Genomic DNA, 16,610 nt, shown 5'->3' with positions numbered 1-16,610 from the left:
CTCAGTTCGGGCTCGTCGGGGCGCGGGTCAGTTCCACCGCCGGGAGGGACGGCAGGTGGCGGATCACCGCGGTCTCGGTGCGCAGCAGCTTCAGCTCCTCCGCCAGCCGCGTCGCGGTGTCCGGCGCCTGGAGCAGCCGCTGCTTCGCGGGGATGTCCAGCACGGCCGCGGCCGCCACCAGGTACGAGACCACCGACGGCTCGTCCGGCAGGTCCGGCGCCGACGCCAGGGACCGCTCCCGCGCCCCCGCCAGCCGCTTCTGGTAGCTGCGGAAGGCCCGCAGGACCCCCTCGGACAGGGCGCCCGCCCCGTCCCCGGCGTCCTCGGGGAGTTCCTCCAGCTCGGCGACGAGGAAGGGGCCGGAGGCGTCCACCGACAGCAGCCGGACCCGGGTCGTGCCGGTGGCGAGGACCTCGAAGCTGCCGTCCTCCCGCTCGCGGATCGTCGCGGCGTCCGCGATGCAGCCCACGCGGTGGAACGCCTGGATCGGGTCCGCGCCGAAGCCCGCCGCCGGGCCCTTCTCGGGCAGGGAGGTCGGGTCGGGCAGCCCGGGCGCGGTGGGCGCCACCTCCCGGCCGTCGCGGATCGCCACGACGGCGAACCGGCGCGGCTCGTCCTCACCGAGCTTCAGCAGCTCGCGCATCATGGCGCGATACCGCTCCTCGAAGACGTTCAGCGGCAGCACGAGGCCCGGGAACAGCACCGAGTTCAGTGGGAAGAGGGGCAGGCGAACGGTGGTCACGACCCACAGGGTAGTGGCCGCGGCGGCCGGGCGGTCACCCCCGCCGCAGCAGGCGGGACGCGCCGGCGGCCACCGTCGTGGCCAGGATCCACCCCAGCAGGACCAGCGCCGCCGACCCCCACTGCCAGACGCCCTCCGTCTTCCACTGGCCCTCCTGGCCGAGGTCGATCACCGGCAGGAGGAGGTCGAGCGCGTAGAGGGCGGCGTTCCAGGCGGGGTGCTCGTCCGCCTTGAGCGGCTCCGGGCGGTGCCGCAGGAACAGCAGGGTGCCCGCCGCCCACAGCACCGCCATCCACAGCGCGGCCCGCCCCGGCCGGTACCCGTAGAGCACCGTCCAGTCCTGGAGGTACCCCCAGGCCCGCCCGGCCGGGGACAGCGTGGCCCGCCGGCGCCGCTCCCGGGCCAGCAGCACCTCACGGGCGTCCGCGTCCTCCCCGCGGGCCCGCAGGACCGCGGCGAGCCGCTCGTACGGCTCCGGGGAGTAGTCGGGGCCGGCCGCCCTCACCCACTCCAGCCGGCGCTCCAGCGGGAAGTGCCCCCGGGGCGCGAGGGTCTCGTAGGCGAAGCCGTCCATGGACAGCCGGCCCGGGCCCGGCCAGCTCGTCGAGCGGTCCACCAGCCGCACCACCTTCGCCCCGGACAGCACCACCCGGCCCTGCTCCGGCGCGTCCCCGACGAAGCGCAGCTCGGGCGTCTGGATCCGCCGCAGCGAGACCTCCTGGTCCGGCTGGAGATCGAAGCGGGCGGAGTAGAAGTCGACGGAGTCCCCGAAGCGGCCGTCGTCCAGCCGCAGCCCGCCCCGGCACTCGAACGGCCGCGTCGGCACGCCCCGCGTCGGGGTCCGGCTCCAGTCGTACGGGCGCTCAGGCTCCCCGGCCGCCGGCCCCACGGCGGCGGAGGTCAGGTAGAGGGTGCGCTCGACGCTGAGGGTCGGCGCGTTCAGGGCCCGCCGGCCGTACGGGTTGCGCAGCCGGGCCCCGCGCAGGCTCATCGAGGCGCCGACCCGGGCCCCGCGCAGGCTGACCTCCCCGGTCGTCTCCAGCAGCTCGGCCTGGAAGTCCTGGGCCACCACCAGCCCGTCCGCGGCGATGGCCCGCCCGCGCCCGTCGCGCTGCACGACGGAGCTGCTGATCAGCAGGTCGGTGCCGATCTGCGCGTCGGTCAGCCGGATCCCGCGCGCCACCCGGCAGCGCGCCAGGTGCAGGTCGCCCTCGGTGTGCAGGCGCGCCGCCTCCAGCCGGGGGACCGCGCAGTTGTCGAGCCGCAGGGTGCCGCAGCGGGCCTCCGAGAGCTGGATCTCGCCGTCGAAGCGGCAGGAGCGGATCTCCACGTACGGGGCGACCGTGCCCCCGGCGAGGTCCAGGCGGCCGGTGATCTGCGCGCCCCGCAGCTTCAGGCAGCCGACCCGGCCGGGCACCGGAGGCGGCCCGGCGAGCAGCAGGAGGGCCACCACCTCCGCCCGCACCCGCCGCTCGGGCCCCCACGGCCGGTCGGCGTGCGGATCGTCCCGTTCGGCGGAACGGGTGCCCAGGTCGCAGACGGTGCCCGCGCGGAAGGCCTCCCACATGAGCCCCTCGGGCCCGGTCAGGTCGTCCGGACGCCCGTCCGCGTGTGCCCGCGCGTGCGCTTCTGCCATGGCAGCCCCCCGCCGTCATCTCCGTGTACCGGAACGCTAGAGGCAGGCCGTGACGTCCGGGGCGTGTATCAGCCAGTGATACGGGCGGACGGTGGCGGGAGCCGGTCTGAGAGAATTGGGGGGTGATCTCTCGTATCGACCTGCGCGGTGACGCCCTCCCCGAGGGTGGCGCCCTGCGCGATCTGCTGCCCCGTGCCGAGTTCGACGTGGAAGCCGCCCTGGAGAAGGTGCGGCCCATCTGCGAGGACGTCCATCATCGTGGCACGGCGGCGTTGATCGAGTACGCGCGGAAGTTCGACGGGGTCGAGCTCACGCAGGTCCGGGTACCCGCGGCGGCCCTGACGGCCGCCCTGGAGCAGCTGGACCCGGCCGTCCGCGCCGCCCTGGAGGAGTCCATCCGGCGCGCCCGGATCGTCCACCGCAACCAGCGCCGCGCCGAGCACACCACCCAGGTGGTCCCCGGCGGCACCGTGACCGAGAAGTGGGTTCCGGTCGAGCGCGTCGGCCTGTACGCGCCCGGCGGCCGCTCCGTGTACCCGTCGTCCGTCGTGATGAACGTCGTCCCGGCCCAGGAGGCCGGCGTCGAGTCCATCGCGCTCGCCTCTCCGCCGCAGAGGGAGTTCGGGGGCCTGCCGCACCCGACCATCCTGGCCGCGTGCGCGCTGCTCGGCGTGGACGAGGTGTACGCCGCCGGCGGCGCCGTGGCCGTCGCGATGTTCGCGTACGGCACCGAGGAGTGCCTGCCGGTGAACATGGTCACCGGCCCCGGCAACATCTGGGTGGCCGCCGCCAAGCGCTACTTCACCGGGAAGATCGGCATCGACACCGAGGCCGGCCCGACCGAGATCGCCGTCCTCGCCGACTCCACGGCCGACCCGGTGCACGTCGCCGCCGACCTGATCAGCCAGGCGGAGCACGACCCGCTGGCCGCCGCCGTGCTCGTCACGGACTCCGAGGAGCTCGCGGCCGCCGTCGAGAAGGAGCTGGAGCCGCAGGTCGCGGCCACCAAGCACGTCGAGGACCGGATCAAGCCCGCCCTCGCCGGGAAGCAGTCCGCGATCGTGCTCGTCGACAGCCTGGAGGACGGCCTCAAGGTCGTCGACGCGTACGGCGCCGAGCACCTGGAGATCCAGACCGCCGACGCCTCCGCCTGGGCCGCCCGCGTCCGCAACGCCGGCGCGATCTTCGTCGGCCCCTGGGCGCCGGTCTCCCTCGGCGACTACTGCGCCGGCTCCAACCACGTCCTGCCCACCGGTGGCTGCGCCTGCCACTCCTCGGGCCTGTCCGTGCAGTCCTTCCTGCGCGGCATCCACATCGTCGACTACACCCGCGACGCCCTCGCCGAGGTCACCCACCACGTGGTCACCCTCGCCGAGGCCGAGGACCTGCCCGCGCACGGCGCCGCCCTGAAGGCCCGCTTCGGATGGAAGGTGCCGAACCAGTGACCGGCATCGACGACCTCCCCATCCGCGACGAGCTCCGCGGCAAGACCCCCTACGGCGCCCCCCAGCTGGACGTCCCCGTCCAGCTGAACACCAACGAGAACCCCTACGAGCTCCCCGAGCCGCTGGTCCGGCGCATCGCCGAGCGCGTCGCCGAGGCCGCCCGCACCCTCAACCGCTACCCCGACCGGGACGCGGTCGAGCTGCGCACGGAGCTCGCGAGGTACCTCACCCGCACCGGCAGGCACCCGGTCGCGGTGGAGAACGTCTGGGCCGCCAACGGCTCCAACGAGGTCCTCCAGCAGCTGCTCCAGACCTTCGGCGGCCCCGGCCGCACGGCGATCGGCTTCGAGCCCTCGTACTCGATGCACGCCCTGATCGCCCGCGGCACCGGCACCGGCTGGATCTCCGGCCCCCGCCGGGAGGACTTCACCATCGACGTGGAGGCCGCCGAGCGGGCGATCGCCGAGCACGCCCCCGACGTCGTCTTCATCACCTCGCCCAACAACCCCACGGGGACCGCGGTCGAGGCGGAGACGGTCCTGGCCCTCTACGAGGCCGCCCAGGCGGCCAAGCCCTCCCTGGTCGTCGTGGACGAGGCGTACGTGGAGTTCTCCCACCGCGACTCCCTCCTCCCGCTGATCGAGGGCCGCCCGCACCTGGTGGTCTCCCGGACCATGTCCAAGGCCTTCGGCGCCGCCGGCCTGCGCCTGGGCTACCTCGCCGCGCACCCCGCCGTGGTCGACGCCGTCCAGCTGGTACGCCTGCCGTACCACCTGTCCGCCGTCACCCAGGCGACCGCGCTGGCCGCCCTGGAGCACACCGACCTCCTGCTCGGCTACGTCGAGCAGCTCAAGGCCGAGCGGGACCGCCTCGTCACCGAGCTGCGGGCCCTCGGCTTCGAGGTCACCGAGTCCGACGCGAACTTCATCCAGTTCGGGAAGTTCGAGGACTCCCACACCGCCTGGCAGAAGATCCTCGACCAGGGCGTCCTGGTCCGGGACAACGGCGTACCGGGCCGGCTGCGGGTCACCGCGGGCACCCCGGCCGAGAACGACGCGTTCCTGGAAGCGGTTCGCGCACTGAAGAAGGAGCAGCAGGCATGAGCCGCATCGGACGGGTCGAGCGCACCACGAAGGAGACCTCGGTCCTGGTCGAGATAAACCTCGACGGCACCGGGCAGGTCGACGTCTCGACGGGCGTCGGCTTCTACGACCACATGCTCGACCAGCTCGGCCGCCACGGCCTCTTCGACCTCACGGTCAAGACGGACGGCGACCTGCACATCGACAGCCACCACACCATCGAGGACACCGCCCTCGCGCTGGGCGCCGCCTTCAAGCAGGCCCTCGGCGACAAGGTCGGCATCTACCGCTTCGGCAACTGCACCGTGCCGCTGGACGAGTCCCTCGCCCAGGTCACCGTCGACCTCTCCGGCCGTCCCTACCTCGTGCACACCGAGCCCGAGAACATGGCGCCGATGATCGGCGAGTACGACACGACGATGACCCGGCACATCCTGGAGTCCTTCGTCGCGCAGGCCCAGATCGCCCTGCACGTCCACGTCCCGTACGGCCGCAACGCCCACCACATCGTGGAGTGCCAGTTCAAGGCGCTGGCCCGCGCCCTGCGCTACGCCGCCGAGTTCGACCCGCGCGCCGCAGGCATCCTCCCCTCCACGAAGGGCGCCCTCTAGACGTGAACGGCCTCAACACCGTCCTCATCGTCCTCGGCCTGTTCCTGGCCGGGGGCGTCTACTCCTTCAAGAAGCAGAAGATGCCCCTGTCGGTGATCGTTCTGCTCGCCCTCGGCTCCGTCATGTGCCTGGCCGCGGGGATCCTGCGAATCCAAGGACTCTGGGCATGACCGCAACGAAGAACGTCGTGGTCTTCGACTACGGCTTCGGCAACGTCCGCTCCGCCGAGCGCGCCCTCGGGCGCGTCGGCGCGGACGTCGAGATCACCCGCGACTACGACAAGGCCATGGACGCCGACGGCCTCCTCGTGCCCGGCGTGGGCGCGTACTCCGCCTGCATGCAGGGGCTCAAGGACGCCCGCGGCGACTGGATCATCGGCCGCCGGCTCTCCGGCGGCCGCCCCGTCATGGGCATCTGCGTCGGCATGCAGATCCTCTTCGAGCGCGGTATCGAGCACGGCGTCGAGACCGAGGGCCTGGACGAGTGGCCCGGCACCGTCGGCCCGCTGAAGGCCCCCGTCGTCCCCCACATGGGCTGGAACACCGTCGAGGCGCCCGCCGACAGCCAGGCCTTCGCCGGCCTGGACGCCGACGCCCGCTTCTACTTCGTGCACTCCTACGCGGCCCACGACTGGACCCTGGAGGTCACCAACCCCAGGATCAGGGGCCCCAAGGTCACCTGGGCCAGGCACGGCGAGCGCTTCGTCGCGGCGGTGGAGAACGGGGCCCTGTGGGCCACCCAGTTCCACCCCGAGAAGTCCGGCGACGCCGGCGCCCAGCTCCTCACCAACTGGATCGAGACCCTGTGATGACCGCACCCACGCTCGAACTGCTCCCCGCGGTCGACGTCCGCGACGGCCAGGCCGTACGCCTCGTGCACGGCGTCTCCGGCAGCGAGACCTCCTACGGCTCCCCGCTGGAGGCGGCCCTCGCCTGGCAGGCGTCCGGCGCCGAGTGGCTGCACCTCGTCGATCTGGACGCCGCCTTCGGCACCGGCGACAACCGCTCCCTGGTCGCCGAGATCACCCGCGCCATGGACATCAAGGTGGAGCTGTCCGGCGGCATCCGCGATGACGCCACGCTCGCCGCGGCCCTCGCCACCGGCTGCACCCGCGTCAACCTCGGCACCGCCGCCCTGGAGACCCCCGAGTGGGCCGCCAAGGCCATCGCCGAGCACGGCGACCGGATCGCCATCGGCCTGGACGTGCGCGGCACCACCCTCAAGGGCCGCGGCTGGACCAGCGAGGGCGGGGACCTCTACGAGACCCTGGCCCGCCTGGACGCCGAGGGCTGCGCCCGCTACGTCGTCACCGACATCGGCAAGGACGGCACCCTCACCGGCCCCAACCTGGAGCTGCTGAAGAACGTCTGCGCTGCCACCGACCGGCCCGTCGTCGCCTCCGGCGGCGTCTCCTCCCTGGACGACCTGCGGGCCCTGTCCGCGCTGGTGCCGCTGGGCGTCGAGGGCGCCATCGTCGGCAAGGCCCTGTACGCCAAGGCCTTCACCCTGGAAGAGGCCCTGGAGGCGGTCCGCGCATGAGCTCCCCCGACTCCGGTGTCCGCCGCATCTCCTCCGGCGGCCCCTACGAGGACGTGATCGGCTACTCCCGCGCCGTCGCCCTCCCCAACGGTCTCGTCCTGGTCTCCGGCTGCACGGCCGCCGACGCGGGCGGCCCGTACGACCAGACGGTCAAGGCCTTCGAGGTCGCCTTCAAGGCACTCGCCGAGGCCGGGATGGGCCCCGAGGACGTGGTCCGCACCCGGATGTACCTCACCCACGCCCGTGACGTCGACGAGGTGGGCCGCGCCCACAAGACCCTCTTCGACGCCGTCCGCCCCGCCGCCTCCATGATCATCGTCAATGGCTTCGTCGACCCGGGCATGGTCGTCGAGGTGGAGGTCGAGGCCTTCAAGGAGGTCACGCGATGACCCTCGCCGTACGGGTGATCCCCTGCCTGGACGTGGACAACGGCCGCGTCGTCAAGGGCGTCAACTTCCAGAACCTGCGCGACGCCGGCGACCCGGTGGAGATGGCCAAGCTCTACGACGCCGAGGGCGCCGACGAGCTGACCTTCCTGGACATCACCGCCTCCTCCGGCAACCGCGAGACCACCTACGACGTGGTGCGGCGGACCGCCGAGCAGGTCTTCATCCCGCTCACGGTCGGCGGCGGCGTGCGCACCGCCGAGGACGTGGACAAGCTGCTGCGGGCCGGCGCGGACAAGGTGGGCGTGAACACGGCCGCCATCGCCCGCCCCGAGCTGATCCGGGAGATCGCCGAGCGCTTCGGCCGCCAGGTGCTGGTGCTGTCGGTCGACGCCCGGCGCACCGAGACCGGCTCCTTCGAGGTCACCACCCACGGCGGCCGCCGGGGGACCGGCATCGACGCCGTCGAGTGGGCGCACCGCGCGGCCGAGCTGGGCGCCGGGGAGATCCTGCTCAACTCGATGGACGCCGACGGCACCAAGGACGGCTACGACACCGAGATGATCGCCGCCGTCCGCAAGCACGTCACCGTCCCGGTGATCGCCTCCGGCGGCGCCGGGAGGCTGGAGCACTTCCCGCCCGCCATCGCGGCGGGCGCCGACGCGGTGCTCGCGGCGTCGGTGTTCCACTTCGGCGACCTGCGGATCTCCGAGGTCAAGGCGACGCTGCGCGAGGCGGGCCACCCGGTCCGCTGACCGCCGGCGCGCACGTGACGGACGGGGGCACCCGGGGGACCGCCCCGGGTGCCCCCGTCCGTTCGGCGGCCTAGCGGAAGTCGTCGGTGGAGGGGTCGAAGTCGTCCTGCTGCTCCGGCTTCTGCTGCTTGTCCGCCTGCGGCCGGTCCGCCTGCTGCTGCTCCTGCTGGCGGGCCTGCTGGAAGACCACCGAGGTGGCGTGGAAGTCGCCGGCCTTCTCGCCCGGCTGGAGGGTGGCGACGGGCTCGCCGCCGCAGTCCGCCTCCGCGAAGATCAGGGCCACCGAGTCGGTCTCGTTCACCGCTTCGACGACCTCCGAGGCGGCGGAGGGCAGGGCATGGCATTTGTCCGCGCCCATGTCCTTGAGCTGGCCGTTCTTCTCGGTGTTGTTCTGGTCCACGTACACGTAGTTCAGGGCCTTGCCGTCGTCGGCGAACGCCTGGGCTCCGGCGGGGAGGACCAGCGCGAGGGCTCCGGCGAGGGCGGCGGCGGTGGTGCGAAGACGCATGGGGGTTCCGTTCCTTTTCACGGTGACGACACCGAACCGGTCGGCATCCGTGACGGAGCGTAGGGACGGGGCGGGCTGCTGAAACCTTTTGCCCGGCCCCGCCATGCCCGATTTCACCGGCCCGGCGGTACCGGGCTCCGGCCGCGCGGGGCGGGGTCTCAGATCCCCAGCTGGGCCACCGTCAGGCGGGAGACGGCCTCCTTCTCGCCCTCCAGGTCCACCGTGGCGGCGGCCTGGCGGCCGAAGCAGAACAGGGTCAGCTCGCCCGGTTCGCCCGTCACCGTCACCACCGGCAGCCCCTTGTGCGCCACCGCCGTACGCCCGTCCGGGCGGCGCAGCACCAGGCCCACCGGCGACCGGCGGCCCGTCAGCCGCGCCAGCTTCTCCAGCCGGGACCAGAGCGCGTCCGAGAACACCGGGTCCAGCGCCCGCGGCGACCAGTCCGGCTGCGCCCGCCGCACGTCCTCCGCGTGCACGTAGAACTCCACCGCGTTCGCCGCCTCGTCCACCTGCTTGAGCGCGTACACCGACAGCCTCGGCGGGCCGGTGCGGATCAGCTGGACCAGCTCCTCGTACGGCTTCGCCGTGTACTCGGCCATCGCCCGGTCCAGGCGCTCCTTGAGGACCTTCAGCAGCAGGCCGCCGGCGGCGTCCGGCCGGCGCTCGCGGACCACCACGTGCGCGGCCAGGTCCCGGCAGGTCCAGCCTTCGCACAGCGTCGGGGCCTGCGGCCCGGCGGCCTCCAACAGATCGGCCAGGAGCAGACGTTCGCGCTTCGCATGGGTAGACATACCGGCCAGCCTACGACCGGAACCCGCTCCGCCGCTGCCCATCAGGCGGACGGAGATCAAGGGGGGCCGCCGAGGCGCGGCACAATGGCCCCATGAGTACGTCCCCCCTCGACCCCGCCGTCGCCGCCCGCCTCAAGCGCTCCGCGGACGGCCTGGTCCCGGCCATCGCCCAGCAGTACGACACCGGAGAGGTGCTCATGCTCGGCTGGATGGACGACGAGGCCCTGCACCGCACCCTCACCACCGGCCGCTGCACCTACTGGTCCCGCAGCCGCCAGGAGTACTGGGTCAAGGGTGACACCTCCGGCCACTACCAGCACGTGAAGTCCGTCGCCCTCGACTGCGACGCCGACACCGTGCTCGTCAAGGTCGACCAGGTCGGGGCCGCCTGCCACACCGGCGCGCGCACCTGTTTCGACGCCGATGTCCTGCTCAGCGACGCCGACTAGCCAGTTAGGGTCCCACCCCATGGATCTCGAGACCTTCCGCAAGCTCGCGGCCGACCGCCGTGTCATCCCCGTCAGCCGCAGGCTGCTCGCCGACGGGGACACCCCGGTCGGGCTCTACCGGAAGCTGGCCGCCGAGCGCCCCGGCACCTTCCTGCTGGAATCCGCCGAGAACGGCCGCTCCTGGTCCCGCTACTCCTTCGTCGGCGTGCGCAGCGACTCCACCCTCACCGTCAAGGACGGCGAGGCCCACTGGATCGGCACCCCGCCCGTCGGCGTCCCCACGGCCGGCGACCCCCTGGAGGCCCTGCGCGCCACGGTCGAGGCCCTGCACACTCCCCGTGACCTGGCGGGCGGCATGCCCCCGTTCACCGGCGGCATGGTCGGCTACCTGGGCTACGACATCGTCCGCCGCCTGGAGCGCATCGGCGACCACACCGAGGACGACCTGTCGCTCCCCGAGCTCACCATGCTGCTCACCTCCGACCTGGCGGTCCTCGACCACTGGGACGGCACCGTCCAGCTCATCGCCAACGCGATCAACCACAACGACCTCGACACCGGCGTCGACGAGGCCTACGCGGACGCCGTCGCCCGGCTCGACGCCATGGAGGCCGACCTCGCGCGGCCCGCGCCCTACGTGCCCACGCCGCTGCCCGCCTCCGAGCTGCCGGAGTTCTCCGCCCTGTGGGGCGGCGAGAAGTACCAGGCCGCCGTCGAGGACGTCAAGGAGCGCATCCGGGCCGGCGAGGCCTTCCAGGTGGTGCCCTCGCAGCGGTTCGAGACCCCGTGCCAGGCCTCCGCGCTGGACGTCTACCGGGTCCTGCGGGCCACCAACCCGTCCCCGTACATGTACCTCTTCCGCTTCGAGAACGGCTTCGACGTGGTCGGCTCCAGCCCCGAGGCGCTGGTGAAGGTCGAGGACGGCCGGGCCATGGTCCACCCCATCGCCGGCACCCGTCACCGCGGCGCCACCCCGCAGGAGGACAACGACCTCGCCGAAGAGCTGCTGGCCGACCCCAAGGAGCGCGCCGAGCACCTGATGCTCGTCGACCTCGGCCGCAACGACCTCGGCCGGGTCTGCGAGCCCGGCTCGGTGGAGGTCGTCGACTTCATGTCGATCGAGCGGTACTCGCACGTCATGCACATCGTCTCCACCGTCACCGGACGGGTCGCCGAGGGGCGGACCGCCTTCGACGTGCTCACCGCCTGCTTCCCCGCCGGCACCCTCTCCGGCGCGCCCAAGCCGCGCGCCATGCAGATCATCGAGGAGCTGGAGCCCTCCCGCCGCGGCCTGTACGGCGGCTGCGTCGGCTACCTGGACTTCGCCGGGGACTCCGACACGGCCATCGCCATCCGTACGGCCCTGCTGCGCGACGGGACGGCGTACGTCCAGGCCGGGGCCGGCGTGGTCGCCGATTCGGTGCCCGAGCTGGAGGACCTGGAGTGCCGCAACAAGGCCGCCGCGGTGCTCCGCGCGGTCGGAGCGGCGAACCGCCTCCACCGCGGCTGAGGGCGTAGGGGATAGTGGGGTACGTGAGTGCCGTACCCCTGTCCCCGAACGCCGACGCCCCCGAGAGCGGGGCCGGCCGCCGCACGGTGGCCGTCGCCCTTCTGCTCGGCGCGCTCGGCGCCACCGTCGTCCTGCTCGCCTCCGGCCGCGTCTGGGCCCGGGGCAGTGCCGCCGTCGGGGGCGGTTCGCTCCCGCTGACCGCCGACGGGCGGGCCGTCACCGGTCTGCCCGCCGCCCTGGCCATCGTCGGCCTCGCGGCCCTCGTCGCGGTGTTCGCGGTACGGGGCCGAGGGCGGCTGCTGGTCTCCGCGCTGCTCGCGCTGAGCGGTCTGGGCGCCGCGCTGTCGGCGGTGGCCGCCGCCGACGACCGCCGGGCACTGGACGAGCGGGCCGCCGTGGCGACCGCCGACACCGCCGCGCGGGTGGTGTCGCTCAGCCACACGGCCTGGCCGTACATCACGGCCGCGGGTGCGGCCCTGATCCTGCTCGCCGGGCTGCTGGCACTGCGCTTCGGCCGGAGCTGGCCCGCGATGGGGGGCCGCTACGAACGGGACGGCAGCCCCCGCCGGCGTACGCCCGCGGCGGTGGACCCCGACCGGCCCGAGGACCTGTGGAAGGCCCTGGACCGGGGCGAGGACCCCACCGGCTGAGGCCGCCTTCCGCGCCGGGCGCCCCGGCCGGCGCACCCCCCGCCCCGGGACGGGGCCACCCGGCGGGGAATCCGCACGCCGCGTGCGGGACAATGACATCGAGCGTGCGAGACGTCACGCCCGACAGATCAACGAGGAGCAACTCATGGCGGGCACGAGCCACGGACACACCCCGGCCGCCTGGACCGGTGTCGTCATTTCCTTCATCGGTTTCTGCGTCTCCGGCGCCTTCATGGTGCTGGCGAACCCGGTCGGCTTCTGGGCGGGTCTGGTCGTCGTCGCGCTCGGCGGTGTCGTCGGCCTCGCGATGAAGGCCGCGGGCATGGGCATGCCGAAGCCGGCCCACGAGGACCTCGCCGAGGTCATCGCCGCCAGGCAGCTCGCCGCGAAGGCCTGAGCCAGGCCCCCGGCGCACGGAAGGCGCAGCCCGGACGGGCTGCGCCTTTTGTCATGAGCGGAGAGAATCAGCGGGTGGAAGCCTCCAGTACTCCCCCCGGCCCGGCCGCACCCCCCTGGCAGGCCCCGGTGCCCGCCCGGGCCCCCGTACGGGCCTCCCGGGCGCGCCGGCTGGCCGCGCCGGCGCTCACCCTGGCCGGGGCCGTGGCCGCCTTCGCGTACGTGGGCGCGGTGGACCCCAACGAGCCCGGCCACTATCCGGTCTGCCCGCTGTTCCGGCTGGCCGGCGTCCTGTGCCCCGGCTGCGGGGGGCTGCGCAGTGCGCACGCCTTCGCACGCGGGGACCTGGTCACGGCCCTCGGGGACAACGCCGCCGCGGTCGTCGGCTACCTCGTCTTCGCGGCCTTCACGGCGCTGTGGCTCCTGCGGGCCTTCCGCGGCGGTCCGGTGCCGCGGATCGCCCTGAAACCGGCCTGGTGGTGGCTGATCGGTGTTTCGGTGCTGGGATTTTCGATTGTCCGGAACCTGCCGATCGGAGCCGCTTTGGCCCCGTGAACTTGGGCGGTTTGGGGGAATGGGCCATAGGAACCTCTTATTCCATATGTCCATACCCTGGGAAACCTCGGAGTCCGTGCGGAGACCGCGCAGACCTGCGGATACCATTTGAGTGCTGACCTTGCAGTAGTACGTGTCCGCAAGGCGGCCGAACGTCATCGACCCGGAAGGGGGCCGCTCGCGTGAGTGTGCTCGACGAGATCATCGAAGGGGTCCGCGAAGACCTTGCCGAACGGCAGGCCCGCGTGAGCCTCGACGAGCTCAAGGAGCGTGCCGCCAAGGCGCCCCAGGCCAAGGACGGCGTCGCGGCCCTGCGCGGCGACGGCGTCAAGGTGATCTGTGAGGTCAAGCGCTCCAGCCCCTCCAAGGGCGCGCTGGCCGCGATCGCCGACCCGGCCGGGCTCGCCGCCGACTACGAGGCGGGCGGTGCGGCGGTCATCTCCGTCCTCACCGAGCAGCGTCGTTTCGGCGGCTCCCTGGCCGACCTGGAGGCCGTCCGCGCCCGCGTCGACATCCCGATCCTGCGCAAGGACTTCATCGTCACGGCGTACCAGCTGTGGGAGGCCCGCGCCTACGGCGCCGACCTCGTGCTGCTGATCGTGGCGGCGCTGGACCAGGAAGCCCTCGTCTCCCTCATCGAGCGGGCCGAGTCCATCGGGCTCACCCCGCTCGTCGAGGTCCACGACGAGGAGGAGATCGAGCGGGCCGTCGCCGCCGGTGCCAAGATCATCGGCGTCAACGCGCGCAACCTGAAGGACCTCAAGGTCGACCGCTCCACCTTCGAGCGCGTCGTCGGAGAGATCCCGCCCCACATCGTGAAGGTCGCCGAGTCCGGTATCCGCGGACCCCACGACCTGATCGCCTACGCCAACGAGGGCGCCGACGCCGTCCTCGTCGGCGAGTCCCTGGTCACCGGCCGCGACCCGAAGGCGGCCGTGGCCGACCTGGTCGCCGCCGGCGCCCACCCCGCCCTGCGCCACGGGCGGAGCTGACCACTCCCATGGCCCCCTCCCGCCCCTCCGTCCACACCCGACCGGGCCCCGGCCCGGCCGGCGTGCAGACGGCGCACGCGCCCCTGGCGCGCGGCTGCCGCCCCCGCGGCTGCCGCGCCCCGGCCCGGCGCGTCCACGGCCGGCGGGTGCGCTACGTGATCGGCTCCGAGCCCGGTCAGGTCAACGGCATGCGATGGCGCGGCGGAGCCGCGTCGTAACGACGGCTCCGCCCGCCCGGTACCCCAGGCACCGGGCGCGGCCGACCGCGTACGGCCCCCCGCCCCGAACCGCCACCGGTTCCCGGCGAGGGCCGCTCCGTCCGTACCCCCACCCCCAGCGGGGTGCGCGGGCGACGGACCGACGGCGCAATACGGTGCACACCAGCCACCCGTCGGATCGCATACCGCACCACGTAGGAGTAGTGGCATGCCCACCAGCTCGTTCTTCCTCCCGGACCCCGAGGGCAGCGTCCCCAACGCCGAGGGCTACTTCGGCGACTTCGGCGGCAAGTTCATCCCGGAGGCCCTCGTCGCCGCCGTGGACGAGGTCGCCGTCGAGTACGAGAAGGCCAAGAGCGACCCGGCCTTCGCCGCCGAGCTCAACGACCTCATGGTCAACTACACGGGCCGCCCCAGCGCCCTGACCGAGGTGCCCCGCTTCGCCGAGCACGCCGGCGGCGCCCGGATCTTCCTCAAGCGCGAGGACCTCAACCACACCGGCTCGCACAAGATCAACAACGTGCTGGGCCAGGCGCTGCTCACCAAGCGCATGGGCAAGACCCGCGTCATCGCCGAGACCGGCGCCGGCCAGCACGGCGTCGCCACCGCCACCGCCTGCGCCCTCTTCGGCCTCGACTGCACCATCTACATGGGCGAGGTCGACACCCAGCGCCAGGCCCTCAACGTGGCCCGCATGCGCATGCTCGGCGCCGAGGTCATCGCCGTGAAGTCCGGCTCCCGGACCCTCAAGGACGCCATCAACGAGGCCTTCCGCGACTGGGTCGCCAACGTGGACCGCACCCACTACCTCTTCGGCACCGTCGCCGGCCCGCACCCCTTCCCGGCCATGGTCCGCGACTTCCACCGCGTCATCGGCGTCGAGGCCCGCCGCCAGATCATCGAGCGCGCCGGCCGGCTCCCCGACGCCGTCGCGGCCTGCGTCGGCGGCGGTTCCAACGCCATCGGCCTCTTCCACGCCTTCATCCCGGACGCCGACGTCCGCCTGGTCGGCTTCGAGCCCGCCGGGCACGGCGTGGAGACCGGCGAGCACGCGGCCACCCTGACCGCGGGCGAGCCCGGCATCCTGCACGGCTCCCGCTCCTACGTCCTCCAGGACGAGGAGGGCCAGATCACCGAGCCCTACTCCATCTCCGCGGGTCTGGACTACCCGGGCATCGGCCCCGAGCACTCCTACCTCAAGGACAGCGGCCGCGGCGAGTACCGCGCCGTCACCGACGACGCCGCCATGCAGGCCCTGCGCCTGCTGTCGCGCACGGAGGGCATCATCCCGGCGATCGAGTCCGCGCACGCCCTGGCGGGAGCCCTCGACCTGGGCAAGGAGCTGGGCCCGGACGGCCTGATCGTGGTCAACCTGTCCGGCCGCGGCGACAAGGACATGGACACGGCGGCCCGCTACTTCGGGCTGTACGACGGCACGGAGCCCGAGGGGGAGAACAAGTGAGCCAGGGAAACATCCAGCTGCTGAGCGACACCCTCGCCAAGGCCCGGTCCGAGGACCGCGCCGCCCTCGTCGCCTACCTCCCGGCCGGGTTCCCGACCGTGGACGGCGGCATCGAGGCCGTCAAGGCCGTCATCGCCGGCGGCGCCGACATCGTCGAGATCGGCCTGCCGCACAGCGACCCGGTCCTGGACGGCGCCGTCATCCAGACCGCCGACGACATCGCCCTGCGCGGCGGCGTCAAGATCGCGGACGTGATGCGCACGGTCCGCGAGGCCTTCGAGGCCACCGGCGTCCCGATCCTGGTCATGACGTACTGGAACCCCATCGACCGCTACGGCGTCGAGCGGTTCACCGCCGAGCTGGCCGCCGCCGGCGGCGCGGGCTGCATCCTGCCCGACCTGCCGGTCCAGGAGTCCGCGCTGTGGCGCGAGAACGCGGCCAAGCACGGTCTGGCGACCGTCTTCGTCGTGGCCCCCAGCAGCAAGGACGAGCGTCTCGCCACCATCACCGAGGCCGGTTCCGGTTTTGTCTACGCCGCCTCCCTCATGGGCGTCACCGGCACCCGTGAGTCGGTCGGCAACGAGGCCCAGGAACTGGTCCGCCGCACCCGTGCCACCACCGAGCTGCCGGTCTGCGTGGGCCTCGGCGTCTCCAACGCCGTCCAGGCCAAGCAGGTCGCCGGCTTCGCCGACGGTGTGATCGTCGGCTCGGCCTTCGTGAAGCTGCTGCTGGACGCCCCGGACCTGGCGGCCGGCCTGGAGGCCGTGCGGGCCCTGGCGGGCGACCTTGCGGAAGGCGTACGCAGGTCCTGACGCGGGACGGGCCCGGATCGGGGTTCTGTAGCCCGATCGGGTGGATTCGGGAGCGGGGAGGCACGCGAGTG

General features: G+C 73.1%; 21 protein-coding genes. 17 read left to right on the top strand and 4 right to left on the bottom strand.

What is annotated here, in order from left to right; genetic code table 11:
* Position 1: 1 nt before the first annotated feature.
* Positions 2-742: an LON peptidase substrate-binding domain-containing protein gene (locus ACZ5NJ_RS11660; RefSeq protein WP_468764539.1), complete on the bottom strand. Its 741-nt coding sequence runs from the start codon at positions 740-742 to the stop codon at positions 2-4.
* Between the two features lie 34 nt (positions 743-776).
* Entirely contained in the window at positions 777-2,378 is a 1,602-nt protein-coding gene (locus ACZ5NJ_RS11655) for an oxidoreductase (RefSeq protein WP_468764538.1), read from the bottom strand.
* A gap of 122 nt (positions 2,379-2,500) precedes the next feature.
* Here ACZ5NJ_RS11655 and hisD point away from each other — a divergent pair, with 122 nt between their 5' ends.
* The 8 genes from hisD to hisF are packed head-to-tail and all read left to right on the top strand — an operon-like array spanning position 2,501 to position 8,196.
* Positions 2,501-3,823 carry a histidinol dehydrogenase gene (gene hisD, locus ACZ5NJ_RS11650; RefSeq protein WP_468764537.1) on the top strand — a complete coding sequence of 441 codons (1,323 nt, stop codon included), beginning with the start codon at positions 2,501-2,503 and terminating at the stop codon, positions 3,821-3,823.
* Entirely contained in the window at positions 3,820-4,926 is a 1,107-nt protein-coding gene (locus ACZ5NJ_RS11645) for a histidinol-phosphate transaminase (protein ID WP_468764536.1), read from the top strand. Before hisD ends, ACZ5NJ_RS11645 begins: the two co-directional genes overlap by 4 nt.
* Positions 4,923-5,516, top strand: a complete 594-nt coding sequence (gene hisB / locus ACZ5NJ_RS11640) for an imidazoleglycerol-phosphate dehydratase HisB (protein WP_403898972.1) — start codon at positions 4,923-4,925, stop codon at positions 5,514-5,516. The genes ACZ5NJ_RS11645 and hisB overlap by 4 nt, the downstream gene beginning before the upstream one ends.
* A gap of 2 nt (positions 5,517-5,518) precedes the next feature.
* On the top strand, positions 5,519-5,686 hold the full coding sequence (locus ACZ5NJ_RS11635) for a hypothetical protein (protein WP_468764535.1): 168 nt from the start codon (positions 5,519-5,521) through the stop codon (positions 5,684-5,686).
* Complete coding sequence (gene hisH, locus ACZ5NJ_RS11630) at positions 5,683-6,324, top strand: imidazole glycerol phosphate synthase subunit HisH (protein WP_468764534.1); 642 nt, start codon at positions 5,683-5,685, stop codon at positions 6,322-6,324. Before ACZ5NJ_RS11635 ends, hisH begins: the two co-directional genes overlap by 4 nt.
* Positions 6,324-7,055 carry a bifunctional 1-(5-phosphoribosyl)-5-((5-phosphoribosylamino)methylideneamino)imidazole-4-carboxamide isomerase/phosphoribosylanthranilate isomerase PriA gene (gene priA / locus ACZ5NJ_RS11625; RefSeq protein WP_468764533.1) on the top strand — a complete coding sequence of 244 codons (732 nt, stop codon included), beginning with the start codon at positions 6,324-6,326 and terminating at the stop codon, positions 7,053-7,055. The genes hisH and priA overlap by 1 nt, the downstream gene beginning before the upstream one ends.
* Positions 7,052-7,444: a RidA family protein gene (locus ACZ5NJ_RS11620; RefSeq protein WP_468764532.1), complete on the top strand. Its 393-nt coding sequence runs from the start codon at positions 7,052-7,054 to the stop codon at positions 7,442-7,444. Before priA ends, ACZ5NJ_RS11620 begins: the two co-directional genes overlap by 4 nt.
* Complete coding sequence (gene hisF / locus ACZ5NJ_RS11615) at positions 7,441-8,196, top strand: imidazole glycerol phosphate synthase subunit HisF (protein WP_468764531.1); 756 nt, start codon at positions 7,441-7,443, stop codon at positions 8,194-8,196. The genes ACZ5NJ_RS11620 and hisF overlap by 4 nt, the downstream gene beginning before the upstream one ends.
* A 70-nt stretch (positions 8,197-8,266) precedes the next feature.
* Here the strand turns inward: hisF and ACZ5NJ_RS11610 are convergent, their stop codons facing one another.
* The gene (locus tag ACZ5NJ_RS11610) at positions 8,267-8,704 is read right to left on the bottom strand and encodes a hypothetical protein (protein ID WP_468764530.1); all 438 of its coding nucleotides are present in this window, start codon (positions 8,702-8,704) and stop codon (positions 8,267-8,269) included.
* Positions 8,705-8,862: 158 nt separating this feature from the next.
* Positions 8,863-9,495 (bottom strand): TIGR03085 family metal-binding protein, encoded by a 633-nt coding sequence (locus ACZ5NJ_RS11605; protein WP_468764529.1) that lies wholly within the window; start codon positions 9,493-9,495, stop codon positions 8,863-8,865.
* Between the two features lie 92 nt (positions 9,496-9,587).
* Between ACZ5NJ_RS11605 and hisI the strand changes: the two genes are divergently transcribed.
* The 9 genes from hisI (at position 9,588) to trpA (ending at position 16,539) form a co-directional block, all read left to right on the top strand.
* Positions 9,588-9,944: a phosphoribosyl-AMP cyclohydrolase gene (gene hisI / locus ACZ5NJ_RS11600; protein ID WP_351883298.1), complete on the top strand. Its 357-nt coding sequence runs from the start codon at positions 9,588-9,590 to the stop codon at positions 9,942-9,944.
* A gap of 19 nt (positions 9,945-9,963) precedes the next feature.
* Positions 9,964-11,454 carry an anthranilate synthase component I gene (locus tag ACZ5NJ_RS11595; protein ID WP_468764528.1) on the top strand — a complete coding sequence of 497 codons (1,491 nt, stop codon included), beginning with the start codon at positions 9,964-9,966 and terminating at the stop codon, positions 11,452-11,454.
* Between the two features lie 14 nt (positions 11,455-11,468).
* Positions 11,469-12,104 carry a TIGR02234 family membrane protein gene (locus ACZ5NJ_RS11590; RefSeq protein WP_468764527.1) on the top strand — a complete coding sequence of 212 codons (636 nt, stop codon included), beginning with the start codon at positions 11,469-11,471 and terminating at the stop codon, positions 12,102-12,104.
* 145 nt (positions 12,105-12,249) lie between these two features.
* Positions 12,250-12,501, top strand: coding sequence for an HGxxPAAW family protein (locus ACZ5NJ_RS11585; RefSeq protein ID WP_468764526.1), 252 nt, complete (start codon positions 12,250-12,252; stop codon positions 12,499-12,501).
* A gap of 53 nt (positions 12,502-12,554) precedes the next feature.
* Positions 12,555-13,055, top strand: coding sequence for a DUF2752 domain-containing protein (locus ACZ5NJ_RS11580; RefSeq protein ID WP_468764525.1), 501 nt, complete (start codon positions 12,555-12,557; stop codon positions 13,053-13,055).
* A gap of 182 nt (positions 13,056-13,237) precedes the next feature.
* The gene (trpC, locus tag ACZ5NJ_RS11575) at positions 13,238-14,047 is read left to right on the top strand and encodes an indole-3-glycerol phosphate synthase TrpC (protein WP_045950211.1); all 810 of its coding nucleotides are present in this window, start codon (positions 13,238-13,240) and stop codon (positions 14,045-14,047) included.
* A gap of 8 nt (positions 14,048-14,055) precedes the next feature.
* The gene (gene trpM, locus ACZ5NJ_RS11570) at positions 14,056-14,265 is read left to right on the top strand and encodes a tryptophan biosynthesis modulator TrpM (protein ID WP_468764524.1); all 210 of its coding nucleotides are present in this window, start codon (positions 14,056-14,058) and stop codon (positions 14,263-14,265) included.
* Positions 14,266-14,473: 208 nt separating this feature from the next.
* Positions 14,474-15,727, top strand: coding sequence for a tryptophan synthase subunit beta (gene trpB / locus ACZ5NJ_RS11565; protein ID WP_468764523.1), 1,254 nt, complete (start codon positions 14,474-14,476; stop codon positions 15,725-15,727).
* On the top strand, positions 15,724-16,539 hold the full coding sequence (trpA, locus tag ACZ5NJ_RS11560; protein ID WP_468764522.1) for a tryptophan synthase subunit alpha: 816 nt from the start codon (positions 15,724-15,726) through the stop codon (positions 16,537-16,539). The genes trpB and trpA overlap by 4 nt, the downstream gene beginning before the upstream one ends.
* Positions 16,540-16,610 lie beyond the last annotated feature (71 nt).

It is taken from the genome of Streptomyces sp. NPDC032091 (genome assembly GCF_055580265.1).
The sequence above is the reverse complement of the archived record's forward strand: the minus strand, read 5'-3'. Positions and strand labels throughout refer to the sequence as shown.